The organism is Acinetobacter sp. YH12156, assembly GCF_013418235.1.
GTDB classification, from domain to species: Bacteria; Pseudomonadota; Gammaproteobacteria; order Pseudomonadales; family Moraxellaceae; genus Acinetobacter; species Acinetobacter pseudolwoffii.
This window is the reverse complement of sequence record NZ_VPCL01000007.1, coordinates 1-23,005: the sequence shown is the minus strand read 5'-3', so window position 1 is coordinate 23,005 and position 23,005 is coordinate 1. Positions and strand designations below refer to the sequence as shown.

General features: G+C 44.0%; 19 protein-coding genes and 1 tRNA gene. 8 read left to right on the top strand and 12 right to left on the bottom strand.

The annotated features are described in order from the left end of the window. Window positions 1-33 precede the first annotated feature (33 nt). Window positions 34-264, top strand: coding sequence for a hypothetical protein (locus tag FTU87_RS07905; protein WP_005097806.1), 231 nt, complete (start codon window positions 34-36; stop codon window positions 262-264). 348 nt (window positions 265-612) lie between these two features. Next, entirely contained in the window at window positions 613-2,217 is a 1,605-nt protein-coding gene (locus FTU87_RS07900) for a bifunctional 3-(3-hydroxy-phenyl)propionate/3-hydroxycinnamic acid hydroxylase (RefSeq protein WP_180096952.1), read from the top strand. Window positions 2,218-2,299: 82 nt separating this feature from the next. On the opposite strand, the gene FTU87_RS07895 is transcribed toward FTU87_RS07900, so the two are convergent. The 7 genes from FTU87_RS07895 to FTU87_RS07865 all read right to left on the bottom strand — a co-directional run bounded on the left by FTU87_RS07895 (window position 2,300) and on the right by FTU87_RS07865 (window position 8,572). Then, window positions 2,300-2,914, bottom strand: coding sequence for a glutathione S-transferase family protein (locus tag FTU87_RS07895; RefSeq protein WP_180096968.1), 615 nt, complete (start codon window positions 2,912-2,914; stop codon window positions 2,300-2,302). Window positions 2,915-3,047: 133 nt separating this feature from the next. Next, window positions 3,048-3,941: a LysR substrate-binding domain-containing protein gene (locus FTU87_RS07890; RefSeq protein WP_180096951.1), complete on the bottom strand. Its 894-nt coding sequence runs from the start codon at window positions 3,939-3,941 to the stop codon at window positions 3,048-3,050. Between the two features lies 1 nt (window position 3,942). Beyond that, the gene (locus FTU87_RS07885) at window positions 3,943-5,142 is read right to left on the bottom strand and encodes an MFS transporter (protein ID WP_180096950.1); all 1,200 of its coding nucleotides are present in this window, start codon (window positions 5,140-5,142) and stop codon (window positions 3,943-3,945) included. 31 nt (window positions 5,143-5,173) lie between these two features. After that, complete coding sequence (locus FTU87_RS07880) at window positions 5,174-5,737, bottom strand: TetR/AcrR family transcriptional regulator (protein WP_180096949.1); 564 nt, start codon at window positions 5,735-5,737, stop codon at window positions 5,174-5,176. Between the two features lie 497 nt (window positions 5,738-6,234). Then, window positions 6,235-6,756, bottom strand: a complete 522-nt coding sequence (locus FTU87_RS07875) for an acyl-CoA thioesterase (RefSeq protein ID WP_004280680.1) — start codon at window positions 6,754-6,756, stop codon at window positions 6,235-6,237. A 289-nt stretch (window positions 6,757-7,045) separates the two neighbouring features. Then, on the bottom strand, window positions 7,046-7,222 hold the full coding sequence (locus FTU87_RS07870) for a hypothetical protein (protein ID WP_005169744.1): 177 nt from the start codon (window positions 7,220-7,222) through the stop codon (window positions 7,046-7,048). A gap of 345 nt (window positions 7,223-7,567) precedes the next feature. Further along, on the bottom strand, window positions 7,568-8,572 hold the full coding sequence (locus FTU87_RS07865) for a patatin-like phospholipase family protein (protein ID WP_005169741.1): 1,005 nt from the start codon (window positions 8,570-8,572) through the stop codon (window positions 7,568-7,570). A 122-nt stretch (window positions 8,573-8,694) separates the two neighbouring features. On the opposite strand from FTU87_RS07865, the gene chrA reads away from it, so the two are divergent. Further along, entirely contained in the window at window positions 8,695-9,903 is a 1,209-nt protein-coding gene (chrA, locus tag FTU87_RS07860) for a chromate efflux transporter (protein ID WP_180096948.1), read from the top strand. Between the two features lie 54 nt (window positions 9,904-9,957). Here chrA and FTU87_RS07855 read toward each other — a convergent pair whose 3' ends face one another. Continuing rightward, window positions 9,958-11,433: a sodium:alanine symporter family protein gene (locus FTU87_RS07855; RefSeq protein WP_071850767.1), complete on the bottom strand. Its 1,476-nt coding sequence runs from the start codon at window positions 11,431-11,433 to the stop codon at window positions 9,958-9,960. A gap of 43 nt (window positions 11,434-11,476) precedes the next feature. Beyond that, a complete protein-coding gene (gene gltS / locus FTU87_RS07850; RefSeq protein ID WP_180096947.1) occupies window positions 11,477-12,715 on the bottom strand; it encodes a sodium/glutamate symporter in 1,239 nt (412 codons plus the stop codon). Between the two features lie 913 nt (window positions 12,716-13,628). Between gltS and FTU87_RS07845 the strand changes: the two genes are divergently transcribed. Then, window positions 13,629-14,336, top strand: coding sequence for a nitroreductase (locus tag FTU87_RS07845; RefSeq protein WP_005097826.1), 708 nt, complete (start codon window positions 13,629-13,631; stop codon window positions 14,334-14,336). A 79-nt stretch (window positions 14,337-14,415) separates the two neighbouring features. On the opposite strand, the gene FTU87_RS07840 is transcribed toward FTU87_RS07845, so the two are convergent. Then, window positions 14,416-15,633 carry a multidrug effflux MFS transporter gene (locus FTU87_RS07840; RefSeq protein ID WP_100329123.1) on the bottom strand — a complete coding sequence of 406 codons (1,218 nt, stop codon included), beginning with the start codon at window positions 15,631-15,633 and terminating at the stop codon, window positions 14,416-14,418. A gap of 139 nt (window positions 15,634-15,772) precedes the next feature. Between FTU87_RS07840 and yccS the strand changes: the two genes are divergently transcribed. From yccS to FTU87_RS07820, 4 genes are all read left to right on the top strand, one after another. Next, entirely contained in the window at window positions 15,773-17,947 is a 2,175-nt protein-coding gene (gene yccS / locus FTU87_RS07835; RefSeq protein WP_005169726.1) for a YccS family putative transporter, read from the top strand. An 85-nt stretch (window positions 17,948-18,032) separates the two neighbouring features. Then, complete coding sequence (locus FTU87_RS07830) at window positions 18,033-18,593, top strand: YcxB family protein (RefSeq protein WP_180096946.1); 561 nt, start codon at window positions 18,033-18,035, stop codon at window positions 18,591-18,593. A gap of 170 nt (window positions 18,594-18,763) precedes the next feature. After that, entirely contained in the window at window positions 18,764-21,343 is a 2,580-nt protein-coding gene (locus FTU87_RS07825; RefSeq protein WP_180096945.1) for a sulfite reductase flavoprotein subunit alpha, read from the top strand. 95 nt (window positions 21,344-21,438) lie between these two features. Next, window positions 21,439-22,233 (top strand): YdcF family protein, encoded by a 795-nt coding sequence (locus FTU87_RS07820; RefSeq protein ID WP_005169719.1) that lies wholly within the window; start codon window positions 21,439-21,441, stop codon window positions 22,231-22,233. Window positions 22,234-22,257: 24 nt separating this feature from the next. On the opposite strand, the gene FTU87_RS07815 is transcribed toward FTU87_RS07820, so the two are convergent. Beyond that, a complete protein-coding gene (locus FTU87_RS07815; RefSeq protein ID WP_005097833.1) occupies window positions 22,258-22,716 on the bottom strand; it encodes a DUF2750 domain-containing protein in 459 nt (152 codons plus the stop codon). A gap of 71 nt (window positions 22,717-22,787) precedes the next feature. After that, window positions 22,788-22,863: transfer RNA gene (locus FTU87_RS07810), tRNA-Val, on the bottom strand. Window positions 22,864-23,005: the final 142 nt, after the last annotated feature.

The window sequence follows — 23,005 nt, the reverse complement described above, 5'->3', positions numbered from 1 at the left end:
CAAATTACATGACATAAATAAAGGATGCCAAAAATGAAATATGCACAAATCTTACTTGCAACAACGCTTACTGCTGCTGCAGCCACCAGCTTTGCCGCGACTGAAACAACAAACGCAAATACAAACACTGAAGAAAAAGTGATTGTCAGTACCCAGGAATTGCCTGAGTCAAATGCTCCGGTTGCTGGCGCAAATGCAGAACAACCAGCTGCATCTGAAGCTGCTGCAGAAAGCGCAACACCTGCACAACCTGCAGCACGTTAAGTGATTTAACGACGGGTTAAATGATCAAAGAAAATATCAGGGCAGTATTTCTCCAGTAGGCTTAGCCTGTACTGCCTCATATTGATCGATGCTGAATCATGCTTTGCGCGGGTTCAGCATTTTTGTTGACTAGATTTAAATGCCCATCATAGTTAAAACTGATCACAGGATTGAGAATGACTATTGAATTATTTTAAATTTATCATTTAAATTCAGTTATTTGCATAAGAAAAAGCCACTTAAGATTAATATTATTGATATAGCTCAACTACTATCGCCTAACTTGTTTACAACTCAGAACTGTCCCTTAATAGATTGAAATGCAAGTCGATTGAATGGACATTCACTATGAGCAATACCAATTACAGCACTGATGTAGCAATCCTCGGCGCTGGGCCTGTAGGCTTAACCATTGCCAACTATCTGAGCAAGCAAGGCGTGAGCGTCACGATGGTCGAGCAACTCGATAGTTTGATTGATTATCCACGTGCCATTGGGATCGATGATGAATCTTTGCGTACCATTCAATCCTTAGGTTTGGTCGATCAAGTCTTGCCCCATACCACGCCCAATCATGCCATGCGCTTTTTAACACCTAAGGGTCGCTGTTTTGCAGATATTCAACCTTTAACCCGTGAATTTGGATTTTCACGCCGTAATGCCTTTATTCAGCCACAAGTCGATCAGATTCTGCTTCAGAGCTTAAAACAATATGAAAATACGCAGGTACTGTTCTCACGTCAATTGACCCAGTTTAGTCAGGATGCCGAGGGTGTAACACTTAACCTGCAAAACGAACAAGGGAATACAGAAACAGTCCGTGCCCAGTACCTGATTGCCTGTGATGGCGGTAACTCTTATGTACGCCGTAATCTGGGCATTGCTTTTGAGGGTGAAACTGCACCAAATCAGTGGATCGTAATCGATCTTGAAAATGATCCGCTTGCGACACCGCATATTTACCTGTGTTGTGATCCGGTACGTCCTTATGTATCCGCCGCATTGCCCCATGGAATTCGCCGTTTTGAATTTATGGTCATGCCGGGTGAAACTCAGGAAGAACTCAGCAAACCGGAAAATATTGCCAAATTACTGGCCAAAGTGCTTCCAAGTACCGACGGCATCGAAGTGATCCGTCAACGTGTTTATACACATAATGCCCGTATTGCGGACAAATTCCGGGTAGACCGCATTTTACTGGCAGGTGATGCTGCGCACATTATGCCCGTCTGGCAAGGTCAGGGTTATAACAGCGGGATGCGGGATGCCTTTAACCTGGCCTGGAAAGTCGCACTGGTGGTTCAAGGCAAAACCGGCCCCGCACTTTTAGATTCGTATCAGATTGAACGTAAAGACCATGCCAAAGCCATGATTGATCTTTCCGTGATGGCCGGTCATGTATTGGCACCACCAAAAAAGTGGCAAGGTTTTGTCCGTGACGGTATCGCCTATGCCCTGAACTATATCAAGCCGATCAAACAGTACCTGCTGGAAATGCGCTTTAAACCGATGCCGAAATATCATGATGGTGTGCTTTTGAGCAACGGCGCCAAAAATTCTCCAATTGGCAAGATGTTCATTCAGCCTCAAGTTCAGCTTGTATCAGGTGAAACAGTGTTACTGGATGAAGTCATCGGCAATGATTTTGCCATTATTGCCTGGGGTGTCGATCCAAAATGGGGCCTGAGTCCAGAGACACTGCAACAGTGGAAAACACTCGGTGTGAAATTTATTCAGGTCATTCCGGCAGTGCAGTTACAAAATACCCAGCGCCAACAGTTTGAAGATGTCATCACCATTGGTGATAGCGGCACAGAAATTCGCTCCTGGTTTGGCAATACTTCCGATTCAGTGGTGATCTTGCGTCCTGACCGTTTTGTGGCCGCACTGGCCATTCCACAATCACTGGAAAACACCAGTCAGCAACTGTTTAAAAAGCTGTACCTAAAATAATTTTAAGGTCATTTTTTACCACGCTTCGGCGTGGTTTTTTATTGTGATGAGATATCCAGATCAAGTGATACAGAACGATGAACTAAACTCGGTAGTCTTGAAACCACGGCATGTCTTTCAGGGAATCACGAGAGGCCATCTGCTGCAAATAGGGTCTGAACTCGTCAAATGGCGGTAAAATTTTCGCAGAGATCGCAAAGATCAAACAATAGGCAGCATATAAGTCTGCTGCGGAAAATTCTTCACCCAGCAAATAGGGATTGGCCTGGCTTATGCCCTGTTTCAGAAAATCAAATACTGCTGTTTCATTGCCGAAACTTAAACTTCTGCGGTTTTTTTCAATATTTTCTGGCGAAACCTGCAAATTTTTTAGATCGATATATTCGGTGAAGGGCCCATGACAGAAAAATATCCATTTTAAATATGCCCCACGCTTGGGTTCATCCAAAGCAGGTGCCAAGCCTTTATCAGAATATTTATCTGCCAGATAGATAAAAATGGCGGCCATTTCTGAAATGACAATCTCCTGATCGACCAGACAGGGAACTTTTCCCATCGGATTAATCTGTAAATATTCAGCTTGATGCATATATTCATAGGACACTTCCACCTGCTCAATCTGGTCTTCAATCTGCAATTCTTTCAATAAGGGCAACAGGGTCAGGCCCCGTGATTGCGGATTGTTATAGAGCTTCATCATATTGCTTTAACCATTTTTTATTTTTAGAGTTTCAGTATAAAACGGTTTTCTGTGTCAATTTACACAGATGTGCTACAGATCATTTCTGTCGCACAGCTTTTAAAATATAGGCAGACCAAAGATGCAAATCTTAAAAAAGATCGACACAAAACTTTTCTTTTAAGACTTTTAAAATCAGATCAATCACCACATGTTTTTGGTCTTTACGATAATTGGCATATAGCCCAATCATGGGCAAAGGTTCAAGGGTCTTTTTCACTACAATATTGTCGCCGAGTAATGGAATCACATAGGCTGGTACCAGACTCCAGCCCACGCCCATTCCGACCAGATTGACATTGAGCAGGATATTGGTGGAATGCTGCACCACATTGACCTTCAATTTAGACTGTTTAAAAAAGTCTTGAATAATTCGATGCAGTTGTGGTGAAGCCTGCTCATCACTAATGACAAAATCCTGATTTTCAAAGCTCTTAATACTGGCATGTGGCAGGGTCGCAACCGGAGAATCTTTCGGCACAATCAGGGTTAAAGGTTCATCAAAAATCCGGATCGAATCAAACTCGCTCGACTGTCCCGGATAGCGGGTAAAAGCAATATCGATCTGGCCTTTTCTTAAAGCACTAAACTGCTCAGCGTCGGTCAAACTATGAAATAGTGCTTTCAGTTCAGGAAAATGTGCGCGGATATTGGGCATGATATAGGGAAAGACTTTCATTTCCGCAACCGGTACAAATCCGATATTCAGCTGATCCTGATGTGCATTGGCAATCTGTCTGGCAGCGTGGATCGCACGTTCTGCATGTTCCAGACTGAGCAAAGCTTCTTTTAAAAAAACCTGTCCGGCCTCGGTCAGGTTGACCTTACGGTTATTTCGCTCCAGTAACTGTACGCCTACCTCACGCTCCAGATCCTTGATTTGCTGACTTAAGGAAGGCTGTACAGTATTCAATTTTTCCGCGGCCCGGGTAAAATTCAGTTCCTCGGCCACAGTGACAAAATAACGTAAATGTCTTAATTCCATTTTATGCTTCCTGATTTTCCGGTACGTGTATTGGTCTTTTGGCCACATACTGACGATAAACCAAGATCGTCACAATGACGAGTGCAGCACTCGACACATACATCGCTTCAAAGCCCCAATAGGCAATCAATAGGCCCATCACCACGGAACCTACCGCCAAACCCAGATCAAACAGGGTAAAGAAGGTTGAAATCGCATGTCCCATACGCTGCTTATCGACAGATTGAATTGCGAGTGTCTGCAGACATGGAAATAATGAACCATAACCGATCCCCACAAAGACCGCTGATAACCAGAGCGTCCATTGATTGGATATCAGACTCACCATGACTAGGCCAATCGCAAAGAAAATAAAGGAAGGATAAATGACAGCACTTGGTCCCTTACGATCATAGATTTTCCCGACCCACGGCCGTACCAACAGCATCGAAGCCGCAAATACAATAAAAAATACGCTGGTATAAGCCAAAAGCTGCTTGCTTTCACTAAATGCCGTGATAAAACTCATGATGCCCGAATAAGCAAATGCCGTCAGCAACGCCACACAGCTTACCGCCAGGACTTTCACTTCCAATATATCTTGTAGACTCAATTTGGTTTTTCCTGTGCCGATCCGTCTTGATTTTGGCAGTTCGGTAATTTTCAGCATCCAGCAGAAAATCAGTCCCAGAGAAATAATAATAGCCAGAATCCCAAATAAGCTTTTAAAGCTGGTGAATTGAATGACGGTCAAGGCCAGCAATGGGCCAAATACCACCCCCAGATTGGTCGACATGACAAAATAGCCCATGCCCTCGCCTTTACGCTGTTCTGGAATAAATTCATTGGCCACCGGAACCGCCACCGTGGTCAAAATACTGAACCAAATGCCATGTAGAAATCGCACCAGCAACAGTGACCACAAGCTATCAATGAGCAAATAGCCAAAGGCAAACAGCGCAAAAATCACGCCTGCACCGCGCATCGAGATTTTCTTGCCCAGTTTTTCGATGATCATGCCGGAAAAAGGCCGAACTGCAATTGATGATGCCAGAAACAAGGTCAGTGCCAGACCCGCTTCTTTGACTGAGCCCCCCAAATCTTTCATGATGTAAATCGGCAAGATGGTCAGTAAGGCAAAATAATAAACAAACAGAAAAAAGTTATTGCATAAGCACAAGATAAATGAGCGATTCCATAAACGCTCGGGGCTGAAAGACATAAAAACCAACTTTAAGAAAAATAGACCAGGCTCAGGCTTGAATTACAACAGGATGCAGCACTGACCCAACCAGCGCCCGGATGTAATTTTCATCCGGCATACGATTGAAAAAAATAATCTGGTAATGGATCGGGCCGTACAAACTGTCCAGCATTAAATCAAAAGGATAATCCGCGCGAATCTCGCCACGCTCAATCGCTTGCTGAATCAGTTGATGAGTCTGCTGTCGACGCGGCAATAAATATTGCTGAAAGAATTCACCGGCCAGTTCACGATGATTGGCGATTACCACCAGTAAAGCCCGACCAATCGGATGGTTGAGCGCCTGAGACAACAAGCTTAGCTGTCGAATCAGATTACTTTTCAGGTCATTTGCAGGATCAGGCTCAAAGACTGAGACCGTATGCTGTTTGAAGGTATCTAGCACCAGCTCCGATTTATGCTTCCACCAGCGATAAATCGTAGATTTTCCCACCCCAGCTCGTGCTGCAACAGCCTCAATAGTCAGTTGATGATACTCTCCCTCTGCCAATGCATCGGCAACCGCTTGCAAAATACATTGCTGTCGTCGTGAGCTTTTTTCGTCATGATTCATAAAGTCTACTTATCTTCAAACACAATCGATACGATACGTATCGTTTTATATTAGAGCAAAAAACGATAAAGCTCCAGACATAAACTGAAATTAAGGCAAAAAAGACTCTCTTATAAAGTCATGCTGATCAGTTAAAGAATTTAAAAATAGACGCTTTAACTGCTTAGTCATTCATGATGGAGTCTTAAGGTTTTAAATCAAATATTTTCAATATCATTTGTTACTTTGATTTCATTCAAATGAGCAGCGGAACTTCGCAAGGAAGGCATCTTGCAGTCATATTCCTCACCGCAAAACTCGTCAGCCACCCTCGACTCGTAAATTTGTCATGGAGACCATCATTTTTTTAATCTTGCGGTGCAATACACCCCATGCCTCAAACAGTTGCGGATGACTTTTCCACCTATCACATATAATCCTCAATTTAAAAAAGAAAATGCCAGTCAATTGGTTAACTGACTGGCATTACTCTTATGAAGATGTTTTTAAATCACCGCTTAACTCTGTGCAGTCTTTTTATAAATACTGCATGAAGGATGATGATTCTCTTGCAAACGCGCGACTTTACGCTGTTCGGCTGCTTCAAAACGGCAACGTTTCCAGTCATTGTCCAGGTTCAAAGCCGGAATCTGTTTCGGTTTGCCATTTTCATCTACGGCCACCATAGTGAAATAACAGCTATTGGTATGGCGTACCGTTCTTTTTTGAATATTCTGCGCTTCTACACGAATCCCGATTTCCATCGAGGTGCGACCAACATGGTTGACACTGGCCAAGAAAGTTACCAGCTCACCCACATGAATTGGTTCCTTAAAGTTCACCTTGTCTACCGATAAGGTCACGACATAACTGCCCGAATAGCGACTCGCACATGCATACGCCACCTGATCCAGTAATTTCAGAATAGTTCCACCATGAACATTTCCTGAAAAATTTGCCATATCTGGCGTCATGAGAACTGACATCGTTAACTCTGACTGGTCATCTGACACTGCTGCAATTTGATCTAAAGGGGCCATCGTTTTCTTTGAACTCTTTGAATGACAAGGTTATCGCTTATTATTATAGCGTTTTTAACATGAATAAAATGTTCAATTCGGCAAATGAAGCATCATAATTATTGATATAGAAACTGCACTCATACAGAAAAAAATATATTTAACAGATCTCAAGGCTCAGCAAGAAGCTAAGTTCCAAACAAATAAACACTTATTGATCCAAAGCGTCTGCTTACCCAGCTCAAGTTTTTTTCGGGCCGCTCTCATTTTGCAAAAAATAATTCAAGATGTTGGATAAATCATTACTGATTTAGCGCATGAGTGGTTTTAACATTTCTTGGGCGACATTTTCATAGCTGAGAATTTGCTGACCATCCAGTGTGGTAGTGACCGTGAAAGAACCATCTTGATGTGCAGCTGTCACTGTAAAAATATAGTGTTCAAATTGCGCCAACTTGACCTGATGTCCAATTTTAATCTGATTCATTGTCGTTACATCTATTCATTAATCTTTCAAAGCACATTCTGTCATGAACAATATTTAAATATTTGATCAACTTAAGTATAGGAATAATAATATTAAAATTTCGACTTAGAAAAGCAACACTTATTCCCAAAAAAATATAATTTATAATTCAACAACTTATAGTCAAAATAAAGTTTATCTCTCCTGAAAATTCTGGCCAATTCATATGCAAAAACAATGATTTAATCTTTTATAACGATCAGCCAGTGTTAAGATCAGAATCTGGAAAGCATAGGGATGCAATAGCTTTGCCTACCTGGTTCGATCTCATAAAAAATGAACAAAAAAATCTAACCGCAATATGCTTTAGGGCTGCTGCTGTTCCTGAGCCACAAAGAGCGGAATATGATGGCCGCGAGCATAATTATATTTTTGATAAGCGAGAGAAATATCCATCAGTTTTAACTGTGCAGCATCAATGCCGGCCTGCATGGTTAATTCTCTGCCACGTACATCAAAGATATGTCCTTTTTCCCGTAAATCGGGCTGGATCACCACATCGGCATGCTTTAATTCTTCTTGTGCCAAGTGTTGCTGCATAATATTAATATTCTGGTTAAACAGTCCCCAGACATTACTGGTTTCCGTATGAATAGGCTGTGCCAGAATATCAACCGCAATCACAATATCTGCTCCCAGCTCACGTGCCACATTCACCGGTACCGGGCTGACCAGCCCGCCATCGACATATTCTTTTTCTTCAATTATTGTTGGAATAAACATACTCGGAATCGACACTGAAGCACGTACTGCCTGTCCAGTATTGCCGTAATTAAAAACGACTTTCTTGCCTTCTTTTAGTGCTGTGGCCACCACAAACATCGGGATTTTCATGGCTTCTAGTGGAGTTTGATCGACTTGTAAATTGACATAGTCTTCTACTTTTTTGCCATCAAAAAAACCTTTTCGATCCAGTTTGATATCGCGTACATCAGTTGCTCGCATGCTCAAGGCAATATTGCGCAGCTCAATCGCCGGTTTACCACTGGCATAAATAGATCCGACGATGCTGCCCGCACTGGTTCCAACAATAAAATCCGGACGAATACCGGCCTGTTCCAGTACTTCGAGCGCACCGATATGTGCATAGCCACGCGCACCACCACTGCCTAAAACGAGAGCAATGACCGGACGCTGTTCAGTTTGCTTGATCTTTTCAAAATCAATTTGATTCGGACGTGCCTGAGCTTCTCCACGTTGCGCAGCAGGTTGTAGATGATTGGTAGCTGACTGGACTGTCATCGGTGTGGTTTGACAACCACTCAGGCCGAATGCACCCAGTGCCACAATACTCAACACATATTTCTGCATGTAGAGAATGTCCTCATTAACTAAAGCAGCATAGTGTATAAACACCTGCTTAAATAATCTGTAGAATTTCGTAAAATTGTCATACAGTTCGGGTAGTTTGTCTTCATTTTCCCCTTCATGCTATGTCAGTCATTTCACTGTACCGGATTTTTCTGATTTTCCTGCAACTGGGCTGTATTTCATTTGGCGGGCCAGCCGCACATCTGGTATTTTTTCACCGCAAATTTGTGATGCAACTACAATGGCTCAATGATACCCAATACAGTCAACTGGTGGCTTTGGCGCAGCTTTTACCGGGTCCGAGCAGTAGTCAGGTGGGTTTGTCTATCGGATATCTGCAACGTGGTTATCTAGGTGCATTGATGGCATGGCTGGGATTCACCCTGCCCTCGATCATACTCATGACTGGTGTCGCGCTACTGGGTCAACACTATGTTCATATTCTAAACTCAAATAGCTTTCATACCATTCAGCTCATTGTATTTTCTGTTATTGCCTGGGCATTCTGGCAGATGCTGCAAGGCTGCTGTAAAACGGCCTGGCAATATGCAGTCCTGCTGCTGTCTGTCATATTATTGACGGTAATTTCGGTGAGTTATAACCAGATTCTCGTCATCATCCTCGGTGCAATTTGTGGAATGTTGATGGGATATTCTTCCAGATTAAATCCGAACAAGCCCAAAGACAGTGACAGTACTGAAATCAGCTCGCCTTATCTGCAATCTGCTGCTGCACCCTACTGGCTGCTGGCATTTATCTTGCCATTTTTGCTGCTGCCCCTAGCGGATAAACTATCGAATGGGTCGGGCCTACAATTCCTGAGTGATTTTTATCAGACCGGTTCGCTGGTTTTTGGTGGTGGTCATGTGATTCTGCCCTTACTCCATCAGGATTTTGTCGCGACAGGCATAGTGAGTGCGCAATCTTTTGATCTTGGCTATGCATTTGCCCAACTCATGCCCGGGCCATTATTCAGTTTTGCCAGTTATATGGGCGCCGTGCTGCCGTGGACGCCCTATGTCTGGCTGAATGTACTTTTAGCGACCTGCGCAATCTTTTTACCCTCATTTTTTCTGATCTTTGGCACCTTGCCCTACTGGTCATGGCTGCTGCAGCAACGGCGGATCCATCAGGCCGTGATGGGAATTAATGCTGCGGTGGTGGGTCTGTTACTGTATTTATTGCTGGATTTTTCACAACGCTATTTTAGTTATGGCTCCGACCTGGTCTTTGTCGCGGTGATGATTGCCCTGCTACGTTCAAAATTACCGGTCTGGTTCAGCCTGATTTTCGGCTTCGTGCTTTATCAAAGTTATTTAAATTTCTTCTAAATAAAACATTGGCACAAAAAAGCCCCGAATGATCGGGGCTTTTTATTTCAAGTCTTACCAGATATCTGATTTAACCTTGTCTTTAAATTTAGGATGGTTATCCAGTTTAAATTCAGGCTCTTTCACACCGCGCTTCAACTGACCGGTATAGTCTTTGAGTAGCATCAGCAGGAATGGCATCAGCAACAGGATCGCAATCAAGTTGATACTTGCCATCACACCCATGAACAGATCCGCCATATTCCAGATCAATGGCACGCTGGCGATGGAACCGAAATACACCATCACCAATACAAATAAACGGAAAATCAACATAACCCGGCTATTGTTATTAATGAACTGGACGTTTCCTTCGGCATAGGCATAGTTACCAATAATCGAAGAATAGGCAAACAGGAACAGAATCAAAGCCAGGAAGTCATCACCCCAAGCACCAATCTGGCTTTCGAGTGCCATCTGGGTCAAGGTCACGCCTTCAAAGCCTGCATTTTCATACAGACCCGAAACCAGAATAATAATCGCGGTACATGAACACACCACAAAGGTATCTACAAATACTCCGAGCATTTGTACCAGACCCTGATTGACCGGATGTTTGACATCCGAGGCTGCAGCGGCGTTCGGTGCCGAACCCATCCCTGCCTCGTTAGAGAACAGACCACGCTTGATGCCCATCATCATGGCCATAGATACCATGGCACCAAAGAAACCACCAGCGGCGGCTTCAAACTCAAAGGCTTTACTGAAAATAAGCTGGAAGATGGATGGGAGCAGATCGTAATTGATAACCGCAATATATAAAGCCACCGCCAGATACAGTAGCGCCATAAAGGGCACTACCTTTTCTGCCACTTTGGCGATACGTTTAATACCGCCAAAAATGATTGTAGCTGTAATCAATACTAAGACTAGCCCAATCCAGGAAACTTCAAAATCCAATCCGCCTAAAGGCAAAATGATATTGGCCTGATCCCAGCCCCATGCGTGTGATGTTGCACCGGTAATGGCATTGGCCTGAACCGCATTAAACACAAAACCATAGGTCGTGATCAATGCAATTGCAAAGACAATCCCGAGCCATTTCTGTTTTAGACCCTGAGTAATGTAATACGCGGGGCCACCACGGAATTGCTGGTTTTTATGATCGCGCACCTTAAACAATTGCGCCAATGAGGATTCCACCAAAGCAGAGCTCATACCCAGAAATGCAGTAACCCACATCCAGAACACCGCACCCGGTCCGCCAATCGCAATGGCAATGGCCACACCGGCGACATTACCCACCCCGACCCGGCTTGCAAGACCAGTCACAAAGGCCTGAAACGGGGTAATGCCGTGCGCATCCTGAACCTTGCCACGGCTGCCTTTCATGACTTTCATGCTGTGCCAGAACAAACGAATTTGTACTGCACCCGTCATGATTGTATAGAAAATACCAACTGCGACCAGAAACACCACCAGAAAGTCCCACAAAGGACCATTCACGGCATTAATCCAGCCAAGCAATGTTTCATTTAACTGATCATTCATGTCACATCCTTATGAGCTTATGACTCATCGTATCAGGTCTAAATTATACAAAGAACTTCAAGATCATTTGAATAACAGTGGCATTGATTAGGTCAACAAAGAACGCGCCACATAATGGAACGATCAGGAAGGCCTTATGTGATGCACCATACATATTGGTAATCGCCTGCATATTGGCAACCGCTGTCGGTGTTGCACCCATACCAAAACCACAGTGACCCGCTGCAAGTACCGCAGCATCATAGTTCTTGCCCATCAGGCGGAAAGTTACAAAACCGGCATACAAAGCCATGGTGATAGTCTGTGCACCCAGAATTACCATCAGTGGTCCTGCAAGGTCAGCCAATTGCCATAATTTCAATGACAACAATGCCATCGCCAAGTACAGCGACAATGAAGCATTACCGAACACATCAATCGCACGATCGAAAATCTGAACTTTGAAAATACCTTCCAGTACATTACGCAGGATGACACCACCCGCCAATGCCCACACGAATGTTGGCAGTTCAAATGCTGTACCTTTACTGAAACCCGTCATAAACTCTGCAAAAGCCAAACAGCCTGCAAACAGGCCCAAGGTCGTGATTGCATTATCAGCGGTAATTAAACGCACCTGATGCGGATATTCAAACGGTACATATTCGCTGGTGGTGCTGTCCATTGGCGTATTGTCACGCTTTTCGATCTGCTGATCGGTACGTGCAGTCGCCAGGTTATAACGGTTGATCAGCAACTTGGCCAAAGGTCCGCCAATAATACCGCCGATAATCAATCCAAAAGTCGCACTGGCCATACCTAGTGCCAGCGCACCTTGAATACCATGTTCAACTTCAAAAATTTCCCCCCATGCCCCCGCAGTACCATGACCACCGGTTAAGGTAACTGAGCCTGCAATCAGGCCAATCAAGGGGTCAATACCCAGTAATGTGGCCAGACTTATGCCGACCGCATTTTGCAAAATAATGAAAGCCGAAACAGCAAACAGGAAAATAACCAGACCGATCCCGCCTTCACGCAACTTGGAAAAGTTGGCACTCAGACCAATCGAAGCAAAGAAAATCAGCATAAAGCTGGTTTGTAATTCTGCACTGGTGGTGATGCTATATCCCCACAATGAATGCACCAGCAATGAGATGATCGCCGCAACCAAACCGCCCGCGACCGGCTCAGGAATATTGTAGCGCTTTAAAAAATCGATTTTATTAACCAGGAATCGGCCGAGTAACAAAACAATAACTGCGGCAATCAAGGTATAAAATGCGTTAAAAGTAAAATCCATAATTTTTTGCCCAAGATAATGTTGATTTTTTATCATTCTAAAAGTGATGCAGAGATACCGAGCTTTAGATCTCTCATCGATTTCGACCTAAAATATTCTGACCTCATCTAATGCTTTTAAAATAACAAAATGATCCACCATCTCTTTCAAACTTATGAATATCATCATCACGATCATATTCAACAAATGAGAGATTTATAAAAGCCAAAATACAGCTTTGATTTAAGCTCTATTGCTGTCAATGAATGGTATAAGCATACAAATTTAACAGGAGAGTCAGATCTATAAGACTGTGTTCTACTTCTCAAAAAACACCAAGGTTTAGTGAGCGCTTTTAACCTGACTAGCTTAATTCAAGCCACTTGGAATAGCGTTATTTAAAATAAATCTTGTGCATGCCGACCTTGAATTTTCCCAAAGCGCATGGATTAAGATGAAAAGCTGCATATTATGCTGTTTCTTTGTATAAAGTTTTATTGTTTTTTATTAAGAATAGTTAATCAATCTATAAAAAATAATTATTAGTCTAGGGTTTTTAGATGAGGGTCAAACTCTCTAGTTATCGAAAAAAAATATTAATCTCTTACTTAAAACTTTATCAAACCAAGAAATTTCAATGGAATTAACGTGCTTTTCTATCCCAATCCACTTCATCTGTGCAGGCAATTAGTATGTTCAAATGGTTCAAGCATCCGAGTTTTAAGCTAATTTTTAATTTCATCAAAGCTTTTTAACCAATGTCCTGACTATTTGACTGAGGCTATTTAAAACATCAAGCTAGATATCAATCTTTTGTTTCACTGATAAATACTTTTTCCATTCTGGCCCGCGATTTAATTTTTCTGTCCACCCTACTGTTTGTTTAGTTTATAGTCATTCAAAACTTCATATGGATATTCGATTGGACATCAAAATGGATCAAAAACTTGTTCATGCTGTAGATCAAACGATCACCTCTCGCCATTCGGTGCGCGCTTTTTTAAATACGCCAGTCAGTACAGACATCTTGAAACAGATTTTAACTGTGGCCAGCCGCGCACCTTCGGGCACCAATACCCAACCTTGGAAAGTCTATGTTGTGACAGGTAAAAAACGCGATGAACTGGTAGAACGCGTCTGTCAGGCCCAAATGCAAATCTATGCCAATCCCGAGCTGGCGGAACAATACCAAGAAACCTTTGCCTATTATCCTGAACAATGGCTCTCGCCGTTTATTGAACGTCGTCGTGAAAATGGTTGGGGCTTATATGGTTTGCTGAATATTCAAAAAGGCGAAAAAGAAAAAATGGCACGGCAGCAGCTGCGTAATTTTGAATTATTTGATGCACCGGTGGGACTGTTTTTTACCGTACATCGCTCTTTGGCCATTGGTTCGAAAATGGATATTTCGATGATGATCCAGAATGTCATGATTGCAGCAAAAGCCCGCGGTCTGGACACTTGCCCGCAGGCCGCCTGGAATCATTTCCATCCCATCGTACTCGATCTGGTCGGTGCACCTGAACATGAAGAACTGGTCTGTGGCATGGCCTTGGGCTATGCCGATCCAGAGCAGATCATTAACAGCTTTATTACGCCGCGTGTCCCGGTAGAAGAATTCGCTGTATTTATTGATGAGTGATTGAATCAAGGCTGAGTCTATCGACTTGGCCTTATTTTCAGATCTTTAGATTTTATCTGGCCAGAGCCAGATCAGGCATTTATTCATGTTTGAATACTGGCAGCTCAAGTTGACAAATTGCCCAGACGGCAATACAAACAAAAACCAGCATAATCAATGCCATATTTAATAAAGCATTCCAAACCAGAAAATTTAGTAAAAGCCCGCCCAATAAGCCACAGACAAATTGCATACTGCCCATAATCGCGCTAGCAGTTCCTGCACGTGCACCCTGCTTCGCCATAGCCAATGCCATAGCATTCGGGCCAGTAAAACCGATCGACGCCACCACGACAAACATGCCCAGCAAGACCAATGCAATAGAATCTACATCCAGATAGCCAAGCAATACTAAAACGAAAACACCCACTAACTGTAGAACAATGCCGATTTTAAGGCGTTGCAATATCGAGAAACGCCCAGCCAGACGTTTATTCAAGGTCGAAAATAACATGATCCCGACAGCATTGGCACCAAAGGCATAGGCAAACTGCTGCTCAGTCAGTTGATAACGATCCATCAAAATGGCCGAAGATGCACTGATATAACAGAACATCACCGCACTGGAAAAACAGCCGGCATAAAGCGGATGTCGAAAGCTTTGATCCTGAAAAATGCTACGGTACAAACTTAGAACCTGTTGAACGCTCAGCTTGAGACGGCGTTCTGGTTCCAGAGTTTCTTTAAAGAGAAAATGTACACAGGCCAGACTCAGCAGACCGCAGCCCATCAGCACCAAAAAAATCACATTCCACTCATAAAACATCAACACCCAGGCCCCCAGACTCGGCGCGAGAATGGGTGCAATCGCGGTCACAATCATCATGCTGGCAAAAGCCTGAGCTGCTGAATACATATCCAGACGATCACGAATGGCCGCACGGGCCATGACCACCCCGACACAACCACCCAAAGCCTGCAGAATCCGTGCAGCGATCAGACTCCATTCATCCTGTGCAAACACACACAGCAGACTTGCCACAATGTATAAACACAGCCCAAAATACAGCGGTGGTTTACGCCCAATCCGGTCACTGATCGGCCCATAAATCAGTTGCCCCACAGCCAGACCGAAGAAGTAAGCCGGCAAGCTATTCGAGACCATTTGGGTACTGACGCCAAAATCTGCTGCCATCGCCGGCAAGGCAGAAAGATACATATCAATGGATAAAGGCCCGAGCGCACTCAGCGCCGCTAGCAAAACAATCCAGGACATGGCATAAGGTGGTTGTACGATTTTATTCGATGGCATAAGCATGAAGATTTAAAGCGCTAATATGCAGACAAGTTAACACAGTGCATAGTATGATTTAGCTTGAAATGAAATTTTATAAACCTACTATTTTTCATTGGCATATTCAGATTCATCTGTAAGACTGCAGTATAAAGGACGACTTTTGAAATCTTGGCTCACTCGTCTCAAGCAAACCACCTATAATACGACCTTGATGTATAACCTGCGAATGATGACGGCATTTGCAGGTACCGCCTTTGTTCCCTATTTTATGGGGCAACAATTGATGACGATTCCCCTGACTTTAGGCGTGGTCGCAGCCGGTTTAAGCGATATTGATGACCGCTTTTCGGTGCGTATTCTCAATCTGCTATATACCTACATGGGTTTCTTTATTACTGCGGTTGGCGTTTATCTGCTCTATCCTTATCCGCCGCTGTTCGCCTTGGCCTTGATTGTTTCTTGTATTGGCCTGATTTTGCTGGGTTCACTAGGGCGACGCTATGCCACGATTTCCTACGGCTGTCTGGTGATTTCCGTTTATTCCATGCTCGGGGTGGAGCTATTTGATGAATGGTATAAACAGGCTGGTTTATTGGTCATCGGCGCGATGTGGTACGGTCTGCTGTCGACCATCAGTTTCCTGATTTTCCCTGCCCGACTGGCGCAAGACAAGCTTGCCATTTCCTATTCTGCGCTCGGTGATTTTTTATATGCCAAGTCCAATCTGTTTGATGTGGACATGACGCCGAAAAGCTATCAGCAGAGCATGATTGATCTTTCTCTTGAAAATGGCAAACTGATTGCCATTTTTAACGAAATGAAAACGGCGCTCTTGACCCGTCTAAAAGGCGACCGTGGGCAAAAAGATACCCGTCGCAGTCTGCAATATTATTTTGTGGCGCAGGATATTCATGAACGTGCCGATTCAGCCCATATTGATTATCAGAAACTGGCCAAGATTTTCCAGCACAGCGACATCCTGTTCCGCTTTCAGCGCATCATGTCGATTCAGGGCAAAGCCTGCAAGGACCTGAGCGAAAGTTTGCTGCTGCGCAAGCCTTATGTACATAACAAACGCTTCAAGCATGCTTTTGACAATCTTCGGCTGTCTCTGGAGAAATTACGTCAGGATCAGCATTATGATCAGGTCTGGATTAATGCTTTATTTTCACTATTTCAGAACCTGAAATCGATTGATGCCCAGTTACGTAACCTGGAAACCGAGCAAAGTATCAAAGCCGAGCGTTTTAAACATATTGAAAACCAGCTCAGAGATGATGACCTGAAAGGCTGGGACGACATCAAGGTTCGAATTAAACAGCATCTCACTCCAGAATCGGTGCTGTTCCGGCATGCCATCCGCCTGTCGATTGTGCTGCTGATCAGCTATATCTTTGTACAGGTCAGCAATATTGAATATGGTTACTGGATTTTATTAACTGCACTGTTTGTCAGCCAGCCAAACTTTAACGCCACCAAGCGGCGTTTACGTCTGCGGATTGTCGGTACCTTGGTCGGTATTATTTTCGGTTATGCCATTTTATATTTTGTACCTTCTGTCGAAGGACAATTATTACTGCTGGTGTTCAGCGGGATCTTGTTCTTTGAATTGCGTAGTAAACAGTATGCCCAAGCCACGGCCTTTATCACGATTCTTGCCTTGATCAACTTCAATCTGGATGGTATGGGCTTTGCTGCGGCTATCCCGCGGATGATTGATACCCTGATTGGCTGTGCCATTGCCTGGTTCGGGGTCAGCTTTATTTTCCCGGACTGGAAGTTCAGACGTTTGCCGCGCAGTATCAAACGCAGCTTGCAGGCAGAAGCGGACTATTTAAGTGAAGTGATCGAGCAATATAAATCGGGGCGTAATAATGGCCTGAAATATCGGATTGTGCGCCGTGCTGCCCACAATACCGATGCCGAGGTGGCTTCACTCATTTCGACCCTGGCCACTGAACCGGATATTGATCCGGTACAAAAATCGCTGGCCTTTGAGTTCCTGTGTCTGAACCATACCTTTATCAGTTATATCGCCGCGCTGGGTGCGCACCGAGGAAGAATTGAGGATCAGGACATTCTGAATTTACTGGATAATGCATTAGAGAACATTCGCGGTGCATTATTACGAGACGAAACGCCCGATTTAAGGGCGCAAAATATGATTGTCCATATTCGACAGCGCCTGTCACATGATCAGGAACAAGATCAGAAATCTCTGATCATTTTGCAGCAGCTGTCTTTAATGTTCAGTATTTTAAACCAGTTGAGCCAATTGAAACAAAGTTTGAGCCATGAGCGTGATGAACAGGCAACAGAACTCGGTTCCTTATAATTTGGATGATTTTGGAACAATATACTCACTGAATTGGTACAATTAATGCTAAACTTTTTACAGTTTTAAATCTGCTAGTTTCACTATGACCGCGAAAAATTTATACGCTTATACCCTACAGCCTGTGAACTATGAAATTTCAGAAGCCGAGCAGCGTCATGCTCAGCTGGTGATCTGGCGTAGTACCAATAAAATTGGCATGAAAGCATGGCTGATCATGGGTGCTGTTGTTGCACTTTCTATTCTGGGCCTTCTGCTTCTCAAGAACTATTCAACCGTGTTCTGCTGGGTGGCGATTGCCTGTGTGGTGTTGTATTACCTGATCCGTACCTTTGGTCTGGAATGGTATGTTAAACGCAAGATGAATGAATTTCCGGTACAGGAAATCAAAGGTGTTCGTCTGGGCGTACAACCGCACGGTATCATCATGCGTCAGAAAATGGGCACGCAGGAAGGTGTGGGTGCGATCAGCTGGAAAGACATTTATGAATGGTACAACACACCAGAATTCATGTTGGTCAATTTCAAGGTAAAAGGCCAGCAAGGTGCTTATATCCTGCCTAAACGTCTGGACAGCAAAAACTTTTCTTTTAACACGATTCGTAAGCATCTAGAAGCAGAAGTTGGCGCAGCCAAACAAATCTAAACTTGTACACGTTTCAACAAAAAACCTCCTGCCCCGGCATGGAGGTTTTTTTAATCCTAAAACAATAAATGATAATGAGAATAAATATTATCCTCAACACCTATAATTCAGTATTAAAGTTCAGTTATAATTTGGCCACTTTTATAAAGCTCACCCTTAATCTGACGACCATGTTTAAAAAAACATTTTTCCAAATCCACTGGTTTCTGGGGATTACAGCAGGTTTAATCCTCTCTTTGATGGGCGTCACTGGCGCAATTTATTCCTATGAACAACAAATCTTAAAATGGATAAATAACGACAGTTATACGGTTCAGGTTCAGCAAGGTGACAAACTTACGCCTGCTCAGCTGTATCAGCATTTTCAAAATACCACTCCAGAGATGAAGATTAACAGTATTAGCGTGGCACAAGATCCAAGTGCTTCAAGTACTGTAAATATTGCCAAAGAGGGAGCACGGCGTGGTCATAACATCCTGATCAATCCCTATACTGCCGAAGTTTTGCCTGAAATTAAGGGTCGGGAATTTTTCCAGTTTATTCAGCAACTGCATCGTAATTTAACGGTTGGCCCGGTCGGCAAACAGATTACCGGTGCTTGTACTTTAATGCTGATTTTTTTCGTCTTGTCCGGTCTTTACCTGCGCTGGCCAAAGCGTCATTCGATCAAGCAATGGTTCTTTGTAAAACCCAAGCTGAAAGGCCGTAATTTTATCTGGGATCTGCATGCTGTTGTGGGAACCTGGGTGGTGATTTTCTACCTGATTCTGGCTTGTACCGGCCTGTACTGGTCCTATGACTGGTGGCGTAGCGGGATGTTTAAAGTCCTCGGCGTTGAACGTCCACAGCCTACCATGCAAGCCAATGCGGGCAATAATCGTGGTGAAGGACGTCAAGGTGGCGAACGCGGCCCACGTGGTGAAGGACGCGAAGAAGGCATGAATCCAGAACAGATTGGCCGCGCGCTAGATTTGAGCTGGACTGGCTTTAATACTGAATTTTCAGATAAATATTCCACAGTAACCTTTAATCTTCCCAAAAAACCCGACGGCAGCATGCAGCTCAGCTTTGTCGATCCGGTTGCCCAGCACGAACGTGCGCGGAACAGTGCCACTTATAATTACCAGACAGCCGAATTTACCGAAGTTGAGCTCTATGAAGATAAAAAGCTCAATGAAAAGATCATGAGCAGCATGTTACCGGTGCATCGTGGCAGCTTCTTCGGCCCGATCTACCAGTTCTTTGCCATGGTCGCAGCCTTGTTAATGCCATTATTCTTTGTGACAGGCTGGATGCTGTATCTGAAACGTCGTAAACAGAAGCGCTTAACGCTGGCAGCGCGTCAGGGTGTCACTCCAGTTGACTTAGATGAAAATGCCAAACCTTGGCTGATTGCTTATGCATCACAAACAGGTGTCTCAGAACAACTGGCTTGGCGTACAGCAACTGCCCTGCAGGAAGCACGTCAACCGGCAACAGTAAAAGCGGTACAACAACTGACGCTTGCCGATTTACAGCAAACTGAGCAGGTATTATTTGTTGCCAGTACTTATGGCACAGGTGAAGCACCTGATCTGGCCTCTTCTTTTGAGAAAAAAATCCTGTCTGGCAAAGCTGATTTGCGGCATTTAAATTATGCGGTGTTGGCGCTCGGTTCTCAAGAATATCCGGATAGCTATTGCAGTTTTGGTCACCGTATTGACCAGTGGTTGCAGCAAAATGGTGCCCAGCAGTTATTCACTACCATTGAAGTGGATAATGCCAATAATGAGCACATCCAGCAATGGAATACTGCACTGGCACAAGTAACTCGCCTTGAACTGCAAGCCATGGGTATCGATAAAACCTTTGATCAGTGGACACTGACTCAACGTGAAATCCTCAATCCAGGTAGTCTGGGTGCTCCTGCCTTTAATATCGAACTGATTCCTGAGCATGAAGCAATCTGGCAAGCAGGTGATATTGCCGAGATTCAGCCAGCTAACAGTCCGGAACGTATTCAGGCATTTATGCAACAACACAATATTGCTGCCGGCACACAAGTGCCTTCTATGCAGCAAAGCATTGAGCGCGCGCTTTGGGATCGTGATCTGACTCAGGCAGAACCTTTTGATTCAATGGATCAGCTCCTCAAGCAATTACCGGCTTTGGCATCACGTGAATACTCGATTGCCAGCATTCCAAGTCAGCAAGTCCTGCGTCTGGTGGTACGTCAGCAAGCTGATGCGAATGGAAATCTAGGTCTGGGTTCAGGCTGGTTAACCCAGCATGCCGCACTCAATGCACCGATTGCGCTACGCATTCGCAGCAACGAATCGTTCCACCTGATTGATGATAACCGTCCGATCATTTGTATTGGGAATGGTACCGGTATTGCTGGTTTAATGAGTCTGCTCAGCTCCCGTAACCGTCAGGAATACACCCAAAACTGGCTGATCTTCGGTGAACGTCAGCGTGAACATGATTTTTTCTTTGCAGAAACCATTCAGGCCTGGTTGCAAATGGGAACCCTGAAACGGCTGGATCTTGCGTTCTCTCGTGACCAGCAGGAAAAAGTCTATGTGCATCATAAATTACGGGAACAGGCTGAAGAGCTGAAAACCTGGGTTGCCCAAGGCGCAGTGATTTATGTCTGCGGTAGCATCAATGGCATGGCCAGTGATGTCGATCAGGCCCTGACCGAGATACTTGGTGAAACGCTGCTCGATCAATTACGTCTGGATGGCCGTTATCGCCGTGATGTATATTAAGATGAACTGATATACTAAAAACCGGGCGCAATAGCCCGGTTTTTGAAAATACAAAAGTAATAAGAAAAATATGAATAAGAAAAAAGGAAACTTGGATGCTCAATCAACTTAAACGAAGTCTCAGTCTGATCTTTGGCTTGATCCTCTGTATCAATAGCGTCTGGTTACTGAATCAGGATCAAAGGCATTTTGGTATCATGCTGTCTATCATCATTGGTGTGGCACTGATCCTGTATGCCCTGCTTTTTTCATCTATTCAGCGCTGGAAACAAAATTCTCGACTCAGAACACTGTTCTGGAACAGTCTCTGGGGCGGATTTTTACTCTGGATGATCAGTGTTGCGATTTTTTTCGCTTATATCCAGATGTCGATTAACTCGAATATTCCTGCACAACCGGCTACAGCGATTCTGGTATTAGGTAGTGGGATTAACCAGGGTCAACCCTCACCCATCTTAAAAAATCGTCTGGATACTGCAGCAAAATATGCAGAACAATATCCAGATACGTTGATGATTATGACCGGGGGACGAAATTTCCGGGAAAGACAAAGCGAAGCTGAAGTCATGCAACATTATATTCATATGACCTATCCGCAGCTCAAAAACCCGATTCGCTTAGAAGATCAAAGCAGAAGCACCCAACAGAACCTGCAATATTCTCAGGCGATCTTGCAACAACAGAATATTGATCGAAATAAGCCTATTGTGATTGTGACCAACGATTTTCATAGCCCGCGTGCCCGTGCCATTGCCAGACATCAGGGCTATCAGCAAGTGATCAGTCTGAGTGCCCGCACTCCTCAGAATGCTCGCTACCATTCATGGCTACGTGAATATTTTGCGTTGATTAATGGCTGGCTGCTGAATGAATATTCACTGTTCCAATAAACAAGCTATTTAACAACAAGAACATTAATTTAAACGAATGTGTCTTGGCAAAGGCATATCCGGATTTTTAAAAAGTTCCGGCTTTTGCACATAGATCTGATACAGATAATTTTTGATATCCAGTAATAATTTTTCCGGTGCCACCAGAATATTCTGCCCTTCTGGCGTCAGATCAAGAGACACAATGGTACTTTCCTGACGTAAAAACGGAATCACTTTCTCTACAAAATCCTTGAGACCAATTTCCTGAATATCATAATTCACCCAATTGTCTTTAATCAGCAGACGAGCCAGACCTTTACTGTGCCAGCAAGCAAATGCACGCTGTCCAGTAGGGGTCGCACACAAAGCCCAGCCATCCTGATAAAGCGCAAAAATGCCGGCATTCGCGACAATCGATTCAATATATTGTTTATAAAGGTGTTGAGGGTCGTATGTAGTTTGAGATTTGGTCGCTGCCTTGCGCTGATATGGATTTCTCATCGTCGTGAAACCTTCAAATTATTATAGACTTCAAATTCTATGAAATGTTCAGTGTTTAGGCAAGAAAGATATGGTGGGCGCTGACGGGATCGAACCGCCGACATTCTGCTTGTAAGGCAGACGCTCTACCAACTGAGCTAAGCGCCCTGAGAAAAACAACAGCGTTGTTTTTAATGACGCAAGACAAGGAATGTCTTGGTATATTGAACACTCAGATCTTAGGAATCCAAGCTTCTCATCTTAGGATGGCGCAGCGGACGGGGCTCGAACCCGCGACCCCCGGCGTGAC